We start from the raw sequence: 17,433 nt of genomic DNA, 5'->3' as shown, positions 1-17,433 counted from the left end.
CTTATGAAGTAGTACGATGAACTATGGATAAAGTTCCCGATAAGGATTATTTTAACATTGTCCAACCATCACTTTGTGACACTTTACCTTCTTTCATCAACTTACCAAGTGCACGTTTGAAAGCGGCTTTACTCATGCCGAACATTTCATCAATTTCATCCGGCGTCGATTTATCAGAAAACGGCATTTTACCACCTACATCAGATAGATAGCGGAATACTGTTTCTGCATCGTCTCCAAGACGTTCCTGTTTTCGCGGAAGCAATGAACCGTTCAATGAAGCATCGTCTTTAATATCAATGATACGCACTTCAACTTCCTGTCCTAGTCGAGGCTCATGCTCCCGTTCAGTATGATGAACAAAGATCCGGTAGTTTTCCGGGATACTTAGGAAAAACGAGCCAACAGGTAATAATCGATATGCCCGTGCTTTTAATGTCTGGTTAAATAATGTGGAAGGGGCTTCGAGAATTAATTCCTGAACTCTTTCCTCTGTTGCGAGACGGCCGAAAATATTGCCGCCTAAGTCTGTACGTAATGTCATATAAAGCTCGTCGTCCGTTTTCGGCCATAATTCTTTCACTCTAGGTAAATCCGCTTTATTAACGAGCACTTCAAATGCGGAACCTATATCGACATAAGCCCCTTCTTTGTCGTCAATCCGAATGACACGTGCCCAACCAAATGAATCACATGTCATATTCGGTAGTTTCGAGCTTGCCGCCAACTCACCACGTCTATTCATATAAAGGAATACCTCTACTGTATCCCCTTCAGCTAGTTCCGTTTCAAATTCAGATGCATTGACCATAATTTCTTCGTCTCCGCCATCTAGAATCCATCTGGAACCTTCCTTGCCTTGTACTGTCAAACGTGCGATATGGCCCGGTTTGTACTCTTCAGTCATTTCATCTACCTCTTCCATTTAAAAATCTTGTCGTTCTTTTAATTTCCGTACAAATTCCTCGTCCTCTTCCATTGCCTCAACGAGATCTGTTATTCGGTCCATCGCGTTCCAGCTAAGATGGTGTTCTATTCCTTCGACATCATTGTAAATCAGATTCTCTTCGACACCGATTATACGTAAAAATTGCTCAAGCATGTCATGTCTGCGCACGAGTTTCTTACCAAATTTCAATCCTCTGTCAGTCAGTTCAAGGCCACGGTAGCGCTCATACGAGACATAGCCTTCACGGTCAAGACGTTGCGCCATTTTTGTAACAGATGATGGCAATACGGATAATGCTTCTGCGACGTCAGATACTCTCGCTTCGCCTCTCGCTTCAAGTTGCAAATAAATTTGTTCAATATAATCTTCCATACTTGGTGTTGCCAACTTTTCCACCTCCAGTATGCGTTTTTCAATTCTTTCAAGCTTTGTTTTATTTCTATTTGTTTATAAAACTACATGAGCGGGTAAATTCACTATACCACTACAAAGAGGTGAAAAAAATGGGTAAACTACTATGGATCATCATTGTCGCACTAATTGCATTCTGGTTAATAGGTTTTGCTATGAAAATAGGAGGCGGCCTTATCCACCTTCTACTAGTTATCGCAGGTATCGTTTTCGTCATCCAGCTCTTGACGGGAAGACGATCGGTTTAACTGAATTTGACACTTACAACATTATTTACGCTAGTTAAATTCAGTTAAACCAATACGCTTTGAAAGGGTGCCATTCCTACATGGCACCCTTTTTATGTCGTCCTTACTTTATTTTCGCATATACACACGTATTCCGTAAATGTTTTCCATCCCCTGATAGAGAATCCAATTTCAAAATACCTTCAAGTTCAAATCCTAATTTCACAGGAATGGCCCGACTTTTTCCATTTTCTTCATCACAGCGTATTTCTACCCGGTTTGCTCCGAGCTCTTCGAACGTGAAGCGTGTCAATCTCTGGACAGCTTCTGTCATGTAGCCGTTCCCTTCAAATTTCGTATCTAGCCAATAACCGATTTCAAATTTAGGAATCGTCCAATTGATGCGATGGAGACCGGTGGAACCTATGAATTCACCTGTTTCCTTTAAGAAAATATGGAGTCTAAGGTCTTTCCTAGTAATGAAATCTGCGATTGATTCACGAAGGTTGTCTTCCGTCTTGTAAAGTTCCGGTTCTTCTTGTGCAAATGGCAACCAAGGCTTTAAAGCAGGCAATGAATTGCGAAGTGCTTCAAACACATCAAGCGCGTCACCCATTTCAGGCATACGTATAATAAGCCGCTCTGATTCAAATTGAGTAGGGAAGTTCGGGATGCGTTTTTTCTTCGGTTTCCCTCCGTAACTTGCATCTTCCCATATGACAGGTGTCGTAGTGCCTGCCAAGAAATCCTCACGTGTCATTCCATACGTGACGGCATCATAGTAAGAGTTCTCTTTCGGTGAAAACCATGCATTCCGCATATGACCTTCCTTGACAAAACCAGCGCGTTCAAATGTCTTACGCATTGCCAAGTTGTCTTGACGTGTATGGCCTTCCAAGCGGATTTTACCTTCTGGCAATCCGAACACGAACTCTGTAATGAGTTTTAAAGCTTTTGGGCCATATCCGAATCCTCTATATTCGTCTGCGATACGCAAATCGAAGAGCGGAATTTCATCCTGCAGATCGTAAATTTTTACGATACCGACGATTTCTTCCTCTTCATTTTGCACCCAGAACGTTTTCACTTCGTCCGATTCATAGCCGCCTTCTTCAATCGTCTTCTCAAGCAAGGCACGTTCCGGGTTTGAATTCCCGTGGAACGGCCATGTATTTGTCGTCAAAAAGTGAATTAGCTGTTCCTGCTCTTCCATTGTCCATTCACGTAACTTCATTATTTTTCCCCCGTTCGAGCTACCTCATTCATTTATGAATGCGCATTAACCGCAATGAATTCAACACGACTAGCAATGTTGCGCCCATATCCGCGAAAATCGCAATCCATAATGTTAACCATCCCGGGATGATCAACAGCAGCGCCACAATTTTTATTCCTAATGCAAACATAATATTTTCTTTAATAATCTGCAACGTTTTTCGACTTAATTTCATTGTATAAGGCAATTGTCTTAGATCATCTGCCATTAAAGCGATATCCGCCGTTTCAAGTGCTGCATCCGTTCCAGCTCCACCCATCGCAATTCCAATGGAAGAAGCAGCAAGTGCTGGAGCATCGTTAATGCCGTCCCCAACCATTGCGACACGACCATATTGGCCGATGAGCCCTTTAACGGCTGTCAACTTATCTTCAGGCATGAGACCTGCACGAACATCCGTCACACCTACTTGTCTGGCGATCGCTTCAGCTGTCCGCTTGTCATCTCCTGTTAGCATAACTGTGTGGCGAATACCGATGTCTTTCAGTTTGTGTAAGACATCTTCACTTTCCTCACGTAAAGGATCGGTAACAGCGATAATAGCTTGGAATGATTGATCGATAAGAACGGCCATAACCGACTTCCCTGTTAATTGGAGCTTTTCTGCCTGCTCTTTCATCGTAGCGGGTATTTGTACCAACTCTGTCGCCCACTGGATACTGCCGACATGAACAAGTGTACCGTTGACTCGTGCATAGGCACCCTTTCCTGTGACCGATTGAAAGTCTGTCACAGTCGTTTTGACAGGTTCTTTCTCTTGCACAAATGTGACGATGGCGCGTGCCAATGGATGTTGGGACATCGATTCAACAGCCGCAACTGCTTGCAGTATATCATTTCGTGCATCATCCACTGTTAGAAAGTCTGTAACTTCCGGATAGCCTTTCGTCAATGTACCCGTCTTATCGAATGCAACAGCGGTAATGCGGCCCATCTCCTCCAGATGCGCACCACCCTTGATGAGAACACCTTGACGCGCAGCATTACCGATTGCCGTAACGATTGCGACAGGCGTCGAAATGACAAGCGCACACGGACAGCCGACGACGAGTACCGCTAGCCCTTGATAAATCCACGTTTGCCAATCTGCTCCAAATAGAGGAGGGACTATTGCAACGAGAATTGCCACACCAATAATTGCAGGCGTATAGTATTTCGCAAACTTGTCGACAAATTTCTGAGACGGTGCTTTTTCCGCTTGTGCTTCTTCAACAAGATGAATAATCTTCGCAATCGTCGTATCATTCACAAGCTTCGTCACCGTCACTTCGAGCGCACCTTCTTCATTCAACGTACCTGCGAATACTTCGTCACCTGTATTTTTTAAGACTGGCACTGATTCACCAGTAATCGGCGCTTGATTGACAGTGGAATAGCCATTCTTTACAACGCCGTCCATGGCAATTTTTTGTCCCGGTTTAACGATTAGCACATCATTAATTTGAATATCTTCAGTCAACAGTTCCAACAGCTCACCGTCTCTTCTGACAATCGCAGAGGACGGAGCAATGTCCATCAATTGTCGGATGGACTGACGCGCTTTGTTCATCGAATAGGCTTCAAGCGCTTCACTGACTGCGAATAAAAAGACGACTACAGCGGCTTCCTGCCATTCTCCGATAATCGCTGCTCCGATGATAGCTATCGTCATCAAGGTCTTCATATCGAATTCTAGTTTCACAAGGTTTTTGATTCCTGTGATGAACATACTGAGTCCACCAACAACAATTGCAGCAGCAAAAAAGCCGGTTGCAATTAGAGGTTCGGGTACACTCTTATGTGTGAAGAACAAGCCGAGCAATACAAAAACAAGCGATATCGCTGTCACTACGTTTTCTTTTCGGCGATAAAAAGGAATCTTCGGATCTGGCTTCCTTTTGTGAAGAGGAACGACTTTAATACCGTCAAAAGCTCCAGCTTCCAGTAATTCATCTATTGTTGCATCCCCTTCAAAAGACAATTTGGATGCTCCGAAATTGACGATTACATCAGAAACGGATGAGATTTTTTTAACATTATTTTCAAATTTCATTGCACAACTCGCGCACGTCAAGTTCTCAAGTCTATATTCGGTTTTACTTGTCATTTAAGCATCTCCCTCTTCTAGCGCATGTTGATGAGCAATTTGTACAAGGTCAGAAACATGGGAATCCGCTAAAGAATAATAGACCATCTTCCCTTTGCGCTCTGATTTTGCTAGGCTGTTTTCGCGTAAATACCGCAAATGATGTGATGCGGTTGCGTTTGAGGAGCCAATAACGGCCGCTACATCACACACACACATTTCTTGTTCCATTGTTAATGCATAAGCAATTTTCAATCGCGTCTCATCAGCCAACGCCTTGAAAATCTGCGCCATACCGGACACATCCGGCAAACCCCTCTGCACTCTTTGTACGATTTCTTCATGGACGATAATTACTTCACATGTATCTTTAACACTCATTATCCACACCTCATTCAAATGGTCATTTGATTATAGATATAGTATATGCAATTAATTCTGTTAATGCAAGGATAAACAAACAACGGTTTGAATGTATTTTTTCCAGGGAATAAAGGGTTAATGCATTTCATGTAGAATATAGTAAGGATTATCGATTATGACATTCAAAACAAGATTAGAGAGAGGATGATTCCCGTGTACAATCGAATTCTTATCGCCATTGACGGATCAAACAATTCTAAACGCGCAGCCAAGCATGCAGCATGGCTTGCAAGCGTCAATCCAGAAGCGTCTATTGTTGCGCTTTATGTATTGAATTATGATCGGACACGAACGGACGTCATCCAAGATGCTGATGTGCAAGACCTTCACTTATACCGCAAAGAGCTGATTGAACCAATTATGGATGAGTTCGTAAAGAAACAAGTGAAGTATGAATTGGTCATTCGTCATGGAGAGCCAGGTCCTACGATCGTTTCTTTTGCTGATGAAGAGTCTTTTGATCTCGTTGTTATCGGTAGCAGAGGATTGAATTCATTTCAGGAGATGTTGCTCGGTTCCGTCAGCCATAAAGTGGCGAAAAGAGTTTCCGCACCTGTTTTAATCATTAAATAAATGCACTAGCAGGAGTGAATATAGATGAATAGAGGAAAGTGGAATAGTATAACCGATGTCCCTGGCGTCAAAGTCGGTCACGTGACGTTACACGAAAATTCCAGCGAAACGAGCGCTTGCACCGGGGTGACGGCCATTCTTCCACACGAAGGAAATACATTTGAACAGAAAGTACCGGCTGCAAGCTTCATACTAAACGGCTTCGGCAAAACTGTTGGACTCATTCAAGTGGAGGAACTCGGAGTCATCGAATCTCCCATCATGCTTACGAATACGTTCAGCGTCGGCGCGGTACTGGAAGGGACGTTGCAATACATGCTCGACAGCAATTCTGCAATCGGGGATTCGACGAGTTCACTGAACATCGTCGTCGGAGAATGCAATGACAGTTATCTGAACGCCATGCGCGAAATGAAAATCCGTCCTGCGCATGCTCTTGAAGCGCTAAGGAACGCCGAGAGCGGACAGTTTGCGCAAGGGGCCGTCGGTGCTGGAAAAGGAATGATATGTTTTGGAAAGAAAGGCGGGATTGGTTCATCTTCAAGGGTTGTCGACGGAGACGAAGCGTTCACAGTCGGCGTCCTGACATTGACCAATTTCGGGAATAAAGAGGAATGCCTGATCGATGAATGGCTAAAGCGGAATGGATCTTCAGTGAAGACGGAGATTGAGCAACCCTCGACTTCTTTCGAAGATAAGCCTGACGGATCGGTTATAATTGTCGTCGCGACAGATGCACCCGTCAACGAACGACAGCTGAAACGACTCACAAAGCGTGCTGCCATCGGACTCGGTAGGACAGGCTCATCTATCCATAACGGTAGCGGAGATATCATCATCGCGTTTTCCAATGCCTACACGATTCCCCACGCAAGTGAGATACCGACAATCACGCATACCATTTTGCGCGACGATGCACCGGTCATGAACAAGCTTTTTCTAGCAGCTATCGAAGCGACGGAAGAAGCAATCTACCAATCACTTCTACACGCGGTAACAACGACAGGTCGCCGTGGCAGAACCGTGGAAAAATGGCCCTTCCATAGTTGAAAAGGAGGGAACAGATCGCCATTACACGTCTGTTTCCTCCTTTTCTTTCTTCTCGCTATGTAACACGTCATATAATTCATCTTCTGTGGAAATATCCGCCAGCTTCACTTTCGAACGATAGGCAGCCCGAACGATTAAATGGCCTGCTACCGGCGCTGTTAAAAAGACAAAAACAATCCCTAACAACAAGCGGACGCTTATAAATTGTTCATTGGCAAAGATGTACAGAAATGCTCCAGACAGTGATAATAATACAGCTAGAGTTGAGCTTTTCGTTGCGGCATGGGATCTCGTATACACATCCGGTAAACGAATGAGGCCGAAAACACTGATGACACTTGCGATTCCACCTGTTAAAATGAGAAACGCTCCAAAGAATTTACCGATTTCTTCCACGTTCAACGATAACACCCCTCTCAATGGATTTGGAGAAAGCGATTGTACCGATGAAGGATAAAATCCCTAAAATCAAGATCACTTCCAAATAAGCTTTCGTCTCCATTAAGACGGAGAAAACAGCAATGACCGCAATCAGGTTAACGCCTATCATGTCTAATGCGATGACTCGATCTGGCATTGACGGCCCGAGAATGATGCGCAAAACTGCGATTCCAATTGTAATAGAGAAAAGAATAAGCGCGATTTCCAGCATAGCCTGTATCACTTTCGGGTCACCTCCATAATTGCTTTTTCGAAGTTCTTTAATTGTTTCAATAAACCTTCCCTCGATTGCTCAACATCCATTGCATGTATATAGAGGACATTTCCTTCAGGAGACACTTCCATGACTACCGAGCCCGGTGTCAGTGTCAATAGCAACGAGAGCATCGTGACTTCCACATCACTTTTCAGGACAGTCTCATACTTGAATATACCTGGCTTTATCTTCAATCTCGGACTGAGAATCTGCTTCAAAACAATGACGCTCGACTGTGTTAGTTCCGAAATGAATATGAATAGCAGTTTTATAGATGAATAAAGTCTTTTCAAATAGAATTGAGTACCGAAAAAACGATGCATGAAAAAGATGATTCCGATTCCGACGAGAAATCCAGCGAAAAAAGTCGTGAATTTAAGTTCATCTTCATCCATTAACGTCATCCATAAAAAAGCGATGAATAAATTCAATAACAATTGTGCAGGCATGAACGTTCACCTCTTTCTTATTATTGCCCCACGAAAGTCATTATCAGTTCCTTTTCATTACCGCATCAATATAAATTTGAGGATTCATTAACGTATTGGCCGCATCGCTTACATAAGGCGCAATTGCTTCCACGCCAACGCCAAGCCCAAATGTTAGGATCCCTAAAAGTACAATCGGCACGATCATTCCTTTTTTTATAGGAACCTCATCTTCCACACTAATAATGGTTTCTCCCCAAAAACAGTTCATGAAGATTCGTAAGAGCGAATAGAGAACGAAGATACTTGATAGAAAACCAATGCCCAATAGTATAAATGCCCCCGCTTCAATAGAACCTTGTCCAATATACACTTTCCCAATAAATCCACTTAGGGGAGGAATTCCAGCAAGGGAAAGCATCGTAACGAAAAACATCCAACCTAGAACAGGATAGTTTTGTATAAGACCACTCATCTTTTCAATTTTCGTTTTACCCGTTAAGTAGATAATCGTTCCTGCTATGAGGAACAGCAGAGCTTTGACAATCATGTCATGAATTAAGTAATAAATCGTACCTTGCAGTGCACTTTCTGTTGATACTGCGAGACCGATCAGGATGAAACCTACTGAAATGATGACGTTGTATGAAACAATCCGTCTTAAATCATTATACGCAATTGCGCCTACGCTACCGCCTATTAACGTAATGACAGCCATGATTCCAATCAACGTATGCGTAATCTGTGGCTCATGGTAAAAAATGAGTGTAAAAACACGGATCATCGCGTACATTCCTACTTTGGTCAATAACGCACCAAACAAAGCTGCCACAACCGTCGGTGGAGCGCTATAAGACCCAGGCAGCCAGTAATAAAGCAACAAACCGGCTTTCAAGCTAAATACTAATAGAAATATAATACTGATGACTGTTAAAACTGGTCCTTGCCCCACTTCTGCCACCCGCATGGACAAATGTGCCATATTTAACGTCCCAACAGATCCATATAGATAAGCAATTCCAAGCAGGAAGAACCAAGAGGATAATACATTTATGGATATGTATTTTATAGACTCTACGAGTTGTATTTTTCTTCCGCCCAAAGTAATGAGGGCATATGAGGATAGCAACATCACTTCAAAACAGACGAATAGATTGAATAAGTCCCCGGTTAAAAAAGAACCAACGACTCCCGCAATCAGGAAAAATAGAAACGGATAAAAAAACATCTTCTCAAACGCTTTGGGTATTGAAGAAAATGCATAGACTAACAGGATGGCTGTTACAACTAAGGTTGTCACAACGAGCAACATGGAAAAAGAATCGGCAACAAAAAGGATTCCATATGGCGGCAACCATCCTCCGAAGTCTAACCGTAAAATACCATTGGACAGAACTTTTTGTAATATGTAGATACTAATCCCTAATGTAGCCAAAATTGAGATCATAGAGATTATTCGCTGAACAATTACTTTATTTCGAAAAAAAACAAGAATGATACCCGTTAACAACGGGATAATCATAGGAAACGCAATAATATTATTCATCATTAAACCCTCTCAATTCATTGAGATTGTCCGTACCTGTCTCTTTATAGATTCTGTAGGCAAGCACAAGTAAAAATGCAGTGACTGCGAAACTGATTACAATAGCTGTTAAAATTAGTGCTTGGGGCAACGCATCCGTATAACTATTACTATTTTCGCCCAATAAAGGAGCATCACCTTTTTTCAATCCACCCATCGTCATAATGAGTAAATGGATGGCGTGGGACAAGATTGCAGACCCTAATATTACCCGTATCAAATTTCTTGAAAGCAGCAAATAGACAGCAACCGTCACAAGAACTCCTATGAGTATCGTGATTAACGTTTCCATTGCTACACATCCTCACTAATACTTAGAATAATCGTTACAACAACACCCACAACAGTTAACGCGACACCTGCTTCAAAAATACTGACAGAGTAAAGGCTTGTTTCTCCGAAAACAGGCAGAGTAAACACACCTGTAGCTTGCTCCAAAAAATTGCCTCCAAACAAGACGGATCCAATACCCGAACCAACTGCCAACAATACACCTAAAGCAGCAATCTTCTTAAAATCGAACGGAATCCCTTTTTGAACCCATTCCAAATCATGAACCAAATATAAAAGGACGAATGCAGAAGAAAGGACAAGACCCCCGATGAAACCGCCTCCTGGCTCATTATGCCCTGACAGAAACAGCTCCACACCGAATGTCAAAATGATGAAAACAACAATTCTTGTCACGGTCCTCAAAATGACATCATTAATCTTCAATGTCCTTCTCCCCCTTTCCGCTCTTCAGTTTTATCAATGTAAACACACCAATACCAGCTATGAAAAGGACAACTACTTCAAGCATTGTATCGAAAGCACGGAAATCACCTAAAATTGTATTGACAATATTCAAACCATTAGCCAGATTATAGGCATCTTCAAAGTATACTGATATCGAATCGAATAATGGATTCCCTTGAACGACGAGCGCAAAGACGGTGACTATCGTTCCTACCAAAATCGCAATGAGTGCATTTATGAACTTCGTAGGTTTGCTCGCTGTCTCCTTTTTCCAATCAGGCAAGAAATAAAAACAGACAAGGAAAAGCACGGTAGTGACTGTTTCGACTACAATCTGTGTTAAAGCTAAATCAGGTGCTCGCAATACGACGAATAAAATAGCGATCGAATAACCAAGAACACCGTTCAATAAAATAGCTGTCGTCCGTGATTTTGCAAACAGGATGAATATCGCAGCAATCGCCATTGATGCCACAATAATATATTCATTAAGCGTTATCGGAGCATCGTCAGAGAAATCAAATGGGAATCCACCTATCCAGTACAATCCTCCTCCAATGACGATAATGAAAAACAAGAAAATATAAGCGAAATAATCCCTTAAATGCCCTGTCATATACTTACTAGTTACTAGATGTGAGGTTTTTTCAGACTTCATCAAAATACCATTGTATAATGCATCCAGATTCCAGCGCATCGGACCAAGTGAGAATACCCACTTCCAACGGGGTAGAGTAAGATATAGCACAGTCCCTAGCACGACGACTCCAATTGTCATGAGTAAAGGGAGTTTGAAGCCGTGCCAAACTGATATATGCGGAACAAGTCCTTCTACTCCTTCAAACATCGGATAAATAGAAGCCATTGCTGGTTTCAATAAATAACTACCTACCAGATTTGGAAAAAAGAAAATTCCAAGCACTAATGCCGATAAAATTAGGGGTGCAATATGCATACCAAGAGGTGGCTCATGCGCACCCTGATCAATACGTTCCGATTTCGGTTTCCCCATAAAGGTCTTGAACACAATAATCATACAATAGATGAACGTAAACACACTTGCGACCCAGGCGATGACAGGAAATACGGTTCCCCATGCACCTATTGAAAACACATTCGAGTCAATGAGGTTAGCAACAGACTCAAAAAATAATTCTTTACTTAAAAATCCGTTAAACGGAGGAAGCCCTGCCATCGAGAAACTTCCAATGACTGAAATTGTAAAAGTTAGCGGCATAAACGCTATCAATCCGCCTAACCTTCTAATATCCCTTGTTCCTAACTCATGGTCCACTATACCAACGACCATGAAAAGAGCACCTTTAAAAGTTGAATGGTTAATCAGGTGAAAAAGACCCGCGAAGGCTGCTCCTGTAAAGATGAATGTATTCACTTGTCCAATTTCTTGTAGCGCTGCAGAACCAATTCCTAACAAGCTCATAATCAGACCTAATTGGCTGATTGTTGAGTATGCCAATAGTGCTTTTAAATCTGTTTGACGCACAGCATTTAATGCGCCCCAAAAAAGTGTGAAAAGACCTACACCACTCACCAAATAAAACCATAACGCTTCCCCACCAAATAAAGGGGTACATCGGGCTACTAAGTAAATACCTGCTTTCACCATTGTCGCAGAGTGTAAATAGGCACTTACGGGCGTGGGGGCTTCCATTGCATCTGGAAGCCATATATGGAATGGAAATTGGGCTGATTTCGTAAATGCCCCAATCAAAACTAGAATCATTGCATAAACAAATAATTTATCATCCGTGTACTGGCCGATCGTTGAAGTGATCTCTCGGATGCTGAATGACCCCGTCAATGCATGAAGTATTAGAAAACCTGCAAGCATCGCAACTCCGCCAGAAACGGTAATTAACAAGGACTTTTTCGCGCCATATCTCGATTGCTTACGATGGTACCAAAAAGCGATGAGGAAAAAAGATGAAATACTCGTGAGTTCCCAAAAAACATAGAGAACCATTAAGTTATCAGAGAAGACAACTCCGAGCATAGCCCCCATAAACATCAGCAAATACACATAGAAACGCCCTAGTGATTCACGTTCAGATAAATAATATATGGAGTAAAGGATGACAAGTGAGCCTACTCCAGTAATCAACAATCCAAAAATCATACTTAGACCATCAAGGTATGTAGTAATATTAATCCCAGCAGAATCTATCCACTTAAATTCATATGTATATTTCGCTCCCCCAGCAATGGAAGGGACAAAGCTTGCAAGTAAAATGAATAAAGCCAATGGAACGAGCATAACGAACCATCCGATGTGCCGACTCGGAAAACGTTTATATAGTGCAGGGATAAAAGTGGCTGCTAAAAACGGTGTGAGAATAGCTAATAATATTATCAAAGTGCAGAAACCTCCAATCTTTCAATAAATCTAATTGGTGTAGTTTTTTTATCTAGTAGAAGTTCACAAATTCTCCGCAAAGCAGATAAAATGCGCTTTTTTTAATACGGTGAACAAACAATCTGCATGAAGAATCCAAAACGGTTGACATGAATACCTTGTTAATTAGCGGGAAAAGTAACAAATTTCCGCTACTTCATCAAGTGGACTTGACTACTTCGGGTTCTGGATGGATAATGATAGCCACAGGAACAAGGCAAATGAGAGGTAACAATCGATTTCATTAAGAAATTATACACTAATAATAGGACAGTCGCACTTTCTTCAATTTTATGTCCTTTTCCCTTGTTACTTGTAACACATTCAGCTATAATGATGAAGTTTTTAAATTGTACATGTGCACACAACAAATTAGGTAAGAGGTGAAGACCGTAATGGGCAAGGTGAAGGGACGTATGGATGAGAGTATTCTCGTTTGTGTTTACTACGGTCCAAATGGTGAACGTCTTATAAGACGTGGACATAAAATGGCAAGTATAATGGATTGTCCATTGTATATATTAACCGTTGATCCACTACCTCTCGATGATTTTGATGCTGAAAAATCAGAGTATATGGATAAGTGGAAGCAACTTGCTGATGAACTTGAAGTAGAAGAGTTCATTATTCATGATAACGAAAAGCGTCCAACCGCAAAAGTTATTAAGGAAGTCGCCCACAAACATAACATCACTCAAATTATAATCGGGCAAACTGCTCAAAGCAGATGGGAAGAAATCACTAAGGGATCCTTTATGAACGTACTGCTACGTGAAATCACTTTTGTCGATTTTCATGTCGTCTCTGTTGCACGTTTCATTAAAGATGAAAGTGAAGAACTATTTGAAAAAGGCGTTCGTGCTTATTTAGTTGAAGACCGTGGCGAGTACCGTATCAATTTCACACTTTCTAAAGAAGTCCGCTTTGAAGGAATATTTTTCAAGGAAATCGGGACAGATTTCAACAATGGGATTTTTAAATATATGCATAACAATAAGATGTGCCAAGTGCATATTGTCGACGACCTCGTAACCGACCCTTTATCAATGAGTTGTAAAGTGGATCATTAACTATTAACCATTAACTATTAACTATAGAACGGCGGACGGCCCAGCCAATAGGGTCATCCGCCGTTTCCCTTTCACAACTATTGTTCTTCCCCTACGATTTTCACTTCCAACTCCAAATCGACATCGAAACGTTTTTTGACTTCTCTTTTCACCATTTCGATTGTCTGAATATAATCCAACGCAGTGGCATTATTTTTATTCACAATAAACCCTGCATGTTTCGTAGAAACTTCGGCACCACCAAAACCTTTGCCTTGCAAGCCACAATCTTGAATTAGTTTCCCCGCAAAGTAGCCGGTAGGACGTTTAAAGACACTCCCTGCAGATGGATATTCGAGCGGCTGTTTGGACTCGCGTTGGAACGTCAAGTTTGCCACTTTCTCATCAATTTCTTCCTGAGTTCCTTCAGAAAGCTTGAAATCGGCAGAAAGTACATAATAACCTTCTTTAGCGATAATGCTTTTTCGATACCCTAATTCCAATTCGTCTTTTGCCAAAATGAAAACCTTGCCGCTTCGATCCATGACGGTAGCCTGCACGATAATATCTTTAATTTCTCCACCATAAGCACCTGCATTCATCGCCATTGCGCCACCAATGCTTCCGGGAATCCCGCATGCAAATTCAAGTCCTGTTAAACCTGCCTTCGCAGCATGTTTTGAAACATCTATAATATGAGCACCCGATTCCGCATGAACATTTGTGCCGTCTATTATGATTTTATCAAGTTTCGACAGGTGCAGGACAATGCCTCTTACCCCGCCATCCCTCACAACCATATTGGAGCCATTGCCAAGTAAAAGAAGAGGTATATTATGCTGATTCGAATAGCGTACAGTGCTTTCCATTTCACTCATTGTTCCAGGGATGACCAACACATCAGCAGAGCCACCAAGTTTAGTTTTAGTATATCTATTCAACGGTTCGTCTATAAGTACATCACCAATTTTTACTTTATGCTTTAGATCTTCAAGCCAAAGATACTTTGACATCAAAACACAATCCTTTCGAGTTAGTAAAATCCTGACACGACATGGCAGTTTGATGCCTTTCATCCAGGGGGCATTCCCTTGCCTAACAAGGTATATCCATTCGATTTTCTGTTGTAAAGCATTTTTTTCAAGCGAGCAGAAAATCCTTTCACTCCTATAAGTATGCTTGCAATCTGCTTTTTTGACAAGCGATTATTCTTCGTTAACCCGTTTTATTTGTCCCTCAGCCTTCTGAAAGCCGAGAAAAAGACTGTCCTTGCCTTATTAAGAGCATGGACAGTCATAATCATTCGAAACGAGCTATTATCGACATAAATGAGCCGCTCGCCTATTATTATTTTTCATTCAGAAATCACATTGATCATCTTTGCATACACCATTGCCATCGCTACTTAATATTTTCAATTGGGGTTGAAGGCCCTCTTCCTTTGCCACTTTTTCCAATGCCTCAGCAAAGACTTCAGATGACTGTGCTCCTGAAATTGCGTATTTACGATTGATGACGAAGAACGGTACACCTTGCACACCGATTTGGCCAGCTTCTGTAATGTCATTGCGGACATCATCAGAAAACTCATCGGAGGACAGCATTTCTGTCGCGCGTTCGCGAGAGATGCCTGTTTCATCAGCAATACGCAGCAATGTTTCTTCTTCGCCCAGAGCTTCTCCTTTAATGAAAGAGCCTTCCATCAATCGTTCTGAAACAGCTGCCGCTTTCCCAACTTGTTCTGCAAGCTTGGCAAGTCTGTGTGCATTGAACGTGTTCGCCGATCTCATTTCGTCAATATTGTAGTTAAGACCGACTGTCTTCGCCTGTTCTGCAACGTTCGTCATCATGTTTTTTGCTTCATCAAGTCCGACATTGAATTTCTTCGCTAATCCATCAAGCGATAATGCTTTTGTATCAATTGGCGTGTTTGGATCCAGCTGATAAGCTTTGAAAACAATTTCTGCTTTATCCGTCAAACCTGTTGACGAAAGTGCCTCTTCCAATCTTCTTTTTCCGATATAACAGAACGGACATACATAATCTGACCAAATTTCAATTTTCATTTTAACGCCCACCTCTCTTCCTCTATTTTAGATTCCTTCCAACTTGGCAACAATGAATATGCCTACTACTGGTTATATAGACAATTATATGGAGGATTGACGATGAATAATTCACTCTGGCTGCAAACGGCTTACAAAAAGAAGGCCTTTCCCCCTTTGGAAGGGGATGTGGCGTGCGATGTGTGCATAATTGGCGGTGGACTAAGCGGAATTGCCAATGCGTACTTTCTTGCTAAAGAGGGAGTCGATGTCATTCTGTTGGAAAAAGACTCGATCCTTTCGGGAGCTACAGGCAATTCAACTGGCAAACTGACAGTCCAACACGACCTCGTTTACGCGGATTTGATTAAACAATTCGGCCACGATAATGCGAAACTCTATTATGAAGTGAACCGAAAAGCGATGGAGTTCGGGAGGACATTTGCTGAGGGTGATGAATTACGCAACGCTGATTCCATCATGTTCTCTCAATCTCGCTATGGGACGGAACAATTGAAGGCGGAAAAGCAAGCATATGATGCTTTACGAATACCAGGAGAGCTAGGACGGAGTAGCGAATTGCCGTTAAAGACAGAGGCTATTTTGACGATTCCCCATCAAGCCCAAATCCATCCTGTTCGTTTTGGTCAGCACTTGGCTGAACTCGCTGTGAAAGCAGGCGCACGCATTTTCGAGCAGACAGACGTCCAGCTGATGGACTTGAAAAAACGATTGTTGCAAACATCTCGTCAACACGAAATCCAATTCCGTAATCTGATCTTATGTACGCATTATCCCATCGAGGCTTTACGAGGACTACAAATTCTAAAGTTAAGTGTGAATCGATCTTATATCGTTTCAGCACCGGCAAATATGCCCTTGCAAGGACAATACATTTCAGTGGATAAACCAAAACGTTCTGTACGGACGGTGTTCATTGATGGGAAGACTCATTTTTTACTGTCTGGCGAAGCTCATGTTGCTGGGATGGAAAAAGAGACGCATATCCACTACGAAAAACTATCGAAAGAATTAAAGGACATCTATCAACTTGAACCATTCGACTATAGATGGTCTGCCCAAGATCCTTCTACACCAGACCTCATCCCTTATGCGGGCATCATCTCATCGAGTATGCCTTATGTCTTCATTAGTACGGGATATCGGAAATGGGGCTTGACGAATTCCATCGCTAGCGCACGCATCATCAGTGATCAAATTGTCGGTCGAGAAAATAAAGCCATCGCCTTATACGCACCGGACCGCACCGGATTCGGATCATTTCTGTTGCAGGCGTTGCGCAACACAGGGCTCGTATTGAAAGAATTCACGGGCGGACACATTACACGTACCGATTCACCGATTTGTACACATATGGGATGCCGGACACGTTGGAATGAAGCTGACCAGACATGGGACTGCCCGTGCCACGGCTCACGATTCCGAAGTGACGGCTCGGTACTTGAAGGACCTGCGAGAAAACCGCTGGATTTGAATTAAACCG

Annotated in this window: 19 protein-coding genes; 5 read left to right on the top strand and 14 right to left on the bottom strand. The window is 42.2% G+C overall.

The genetic code is table 11. The features are described from left to right. Positions 1-46 precede the first annotated feature (46 nt). Both H9649_RS04870 and mntR read right to left on the bottom strand, forming a co-directional pair. Positions 47-907 (bottom strand): CvfB family protein, encoded by an 861-nt coding sequence (locus tag H9649_RS04870; RefSeq protein WP_191693594.1) that lies wholly within the window; start codon positions 905-907, stop codon positions 47-49. 18 nt (positions 908-925) lie between these two features. After that, positions 926-1,336, bottom strand: coding sequence for a transcriptional regulator MntR (gene mntR / locus H9649_RS04865; RefSeq protein WP_191693593.1), 411 nt, complete (start codon positions 1,334-1,336; stop codon positions 926-928). Between the two features lie 116 nt (positions 1,337-1,452). Between mntR and H9649_RS04860 the strand changes: the two genes are divergently transcribed. Beyond that, positions 1,453-1,608 (top strand): lmo0937 family membrane protein, encoded by a 156-nt coding sequence (locus H9649_RS04860; protein WP_191693592.1) that lies wholly within the window; start codon positions 1,453-1,455, stop codon positions 1,606-1,608. Between the two features lie 103 nt (positions 1,609-1,711). Here H9649_RS04860 and H9649_RS04855 read toward each other — a convergent pair whose 3' ends face one another. Genes H9649_RS04855 through H9649_RS04845 form a run of 3 tightly spaced genes read right to left on the bottom strand, consistent with a single transcriptional unit; the run spans position 1,712 to position 5,309 of the window. After that, on the bottom strand, positions 1,712-2,821 hold the full coding sequence (locus tag H9649_RS04855; RefSeq protein WP_191693591.1) for a GNAT family N-acetyltransferase: 1,110 nt from the start codon (positions 2,819-2,821) through the stop codon (positions 1,712-1,714). Positions 2,822-2,849: 28 nt separating this feature from the next. Beyond that, positions 2,850-4,949 carry a heavy metal translocating P-type ATPase gene (locus H9649_RS04850; RefSeq protein WP_191693590.1) on the bottom strand — a complete coding sequence of 700 codons (2,100 nt, stop codon included), beginning with the start codon at positions 4,947-4,949 and terminating at the stop codon, positions 2,850-2,852. Continuing rightward, entirely contained in the window at positions 4,950-5,309 is a 360-nt protein-coding gene (locus tag H9649_RS04845) for an ArsR/SmtB family transcription factor (RefSeq protein WP_191693589.1), read from the bottom strand. A gap of 195 nt (positions 5,310-5,504) precedes the next feature. Between H9649_RS04845 and H9649_RS04840 the strand changes: the two genes are divergently transcribed. Both H9649_RS04840 and H9649_RS04835 read left to right on the top strand, forming a co-directional pair. Further along, positions 5,505-5,924 (top strand): universal stress protein, encoded by a 420-nt coding sequence (locus tag H9649_RS04840; RefSeq protein ID WP_191693588.1) that lies wholly within the window; start codon positions 5,505-5,507, stop codon positions 5,922-5,924. Positions 5,925-5,948: 24 nt separating this feature from the next. After that, positions 5,949-6,974 carry a DmpA family aminopeptidase gene (locus H9649_RS04835; RefSeq protein ID WP_191693587.1) on the top strand — a complete coding sequence of 342 codons (1,026 nt, stop codon included), beginning with the start codon at positions 5,949-5,951 and terminating at the stop codon, positions 6,972-6,974. 21 nt (positions 6,975-6,995) lie between these two features. Here the strand turns inward: H9649_RS04835 and H9649_RS04830 are convergent, their stop codons facing one another. From H9649_RS04830 to H9649_RS04800, 7 genes are read right to left on the bottom strand one after another with little or no spacing between them, the layout of a single operon-like run. Beyond that, positions 6,996-7,376 carry a Na+/H+ antiporter subunit G gene (locus H9649_RS04830; RefSeq protein WP_191693586.1) on the bottom strand — a complete coding sequence of 127 codons (381 nt, stop codon included), beginning with the start codon at positions 7,374-7,376 and terminating at the stop codon, positions 6,996-6,998. Further along, positions 7,354-7,638: a Na(+)/H(+) antiporter subunit F1 gene (locus tag H9649_RS04825; RefSeq protein ID WP_191693585.1), complete on the bottom strand. Its 285-nt coding sequence runs from the start codon at positions 7,636-7,638 to the stop codon at positions 7,354-7,356. Before H9649_RS04825 ends, H9649_RS04830 begins: the two co-directional genes overlap by 23 nt. Further along, entirely contained in the window at positions 7,635-8,120 is a 486-nt protein-coding gene (locus H9649_RS04820; RefSeq protein ID WP_191693584.1) for a Na+/H+ antiporter subunit E, read from the bottom strand. The genes H9649_RS04825 and H9649_RS04820 overlap by 4 nt, the downstream gene beginning before the upstream one ends. Before the next feature lie 43 nt (positions 8,121-8,163). Then, complete coding sequence (locus H9649_RS04815; protein ID WP_191693583.1) at positions 8,164-9,645, bottom strand: Na+/H+ antiporter subunit D; 1,482 nt, start codon at positions 9,643-9,645, stop codon at positions 8,164-8,166. Then, positions 9,638-9,976: a Na(+)/H(+) antiporter subunit C gene (locus tag H9649_RS04810; RefSeq protein WP_191693582.1), complete on the bottom strand. Its 339-nt coding sequence runs from the start codon at positions 9,974-9,976 to the stop codon at positions 9,638-9,640. The genes H9649_RS04815 and H9649_RS04810 overlap by 8 nt, the downstream gene beginning before the upstream one ends. 2 nt (positions 9,977-9,978) lie before the next feature. After that, entirely contained in the window at positions 9,979-10,401 is a 423-nt protein-coding gene (locus tag H9649_RS04805) for a Na(+)/H(+) antiporter subunit B (protein ID WP_191693581.1), read from the bottom strand. Then, complete coding sequence (locus tag H9649_RS04800) at positions 10,391-12,796, bottom strand: Na+/H+ antiporter subunit A (protein WP_191693580.1); 2,406 nt, start codon at positions 12,794-12,796, stop codon at positions 10,391-10,393. Before H9649_RS04800 ends, H9649_RS04805 begins: the two co-directional genes overlap by 11 nt. Before the next feature lie 434 nt (positions 12,797-13,230). Here H9649_RS04800 and H9649_RS04795 point away from each other — a divergent pair, with 434 nt between their 5' ends. After that, the gene (locus tag H9649_RS04795) at positions 13,231-13,905 is read left to right on the top strand and encodes an adenine nucleotide alpha hydrolase family protein (protein WP_191693579.1); all 675 of its coding nucleotides are present in this window, start codon (positions 13,231-13,233) and stop codon (positions 13,903-13,905) included. Positions 13,906-13,982: 77 nt separating this feature from the next. On the opposite strand, the gene murB is transcribed toward H9649_RS04795, so the two are convergent. Together murB and H9649_RS04785 are read right to left on the bottom strand one after the other, a co-directional pair. Then, positions 13,983-14,897 carry a UDP-N-acetylmuramate dehydrogenase gene (gene murB / locus H9649_RS04790; protein WP_191693578.1) on the bottom strand — a complete coding sequence of 305 codons (915 nt, stop codon included), beginning with the start codon at positions 14,895-14,897 and terminating at the stop codon, positions 13,983-13,985. A 345-nt stretch (positions 14,898-15,242) separates the two neighbouring features. Beyond that, complete coding sequence (locus H9649_RS04785) at positions 15,243-15,950, bottom strand: DsbA family oxidoreductase (protein WP_191693577.1); 708 nt, start codon at positions 15,948-15,950, stop codon at positions 15,243-15,245. A gap of 102 nt (positions 15,951-16,052) precedes the next feature. Between H9649_RS04785 and H9649_RS04780 the strand changes: the two genes are divergently transcribed. After that, positions 16,053-17,429 (top strand): FAD-dependent oxidoreductase, encoded by a 1,377-nt coding sequence (locus H9649_RS04780; protein ID WP_191693576.1) that lies wholly within the window; start codon positions 16,053-16,055, stop codon positions 17,427-17,429. Positions 17,430-17,433: the final 4 nt, after the last annotated feature.

Origin of the sequence: Sporosarcina quadrami (assembly GCF_014836615.1) — a bacterium.
Taxonomy (GTDB): Bacteria; Bacillota; Bacilli; order Bacillales_A; family Planococcaceae; genus Sporosarcina; species Sporosarcina quadrami.
The sequence above is the reverse complement of the archived record's forward strand: the minus strand, read 5'-3'. Positions and strand labels throughout refer to the sequence as shown.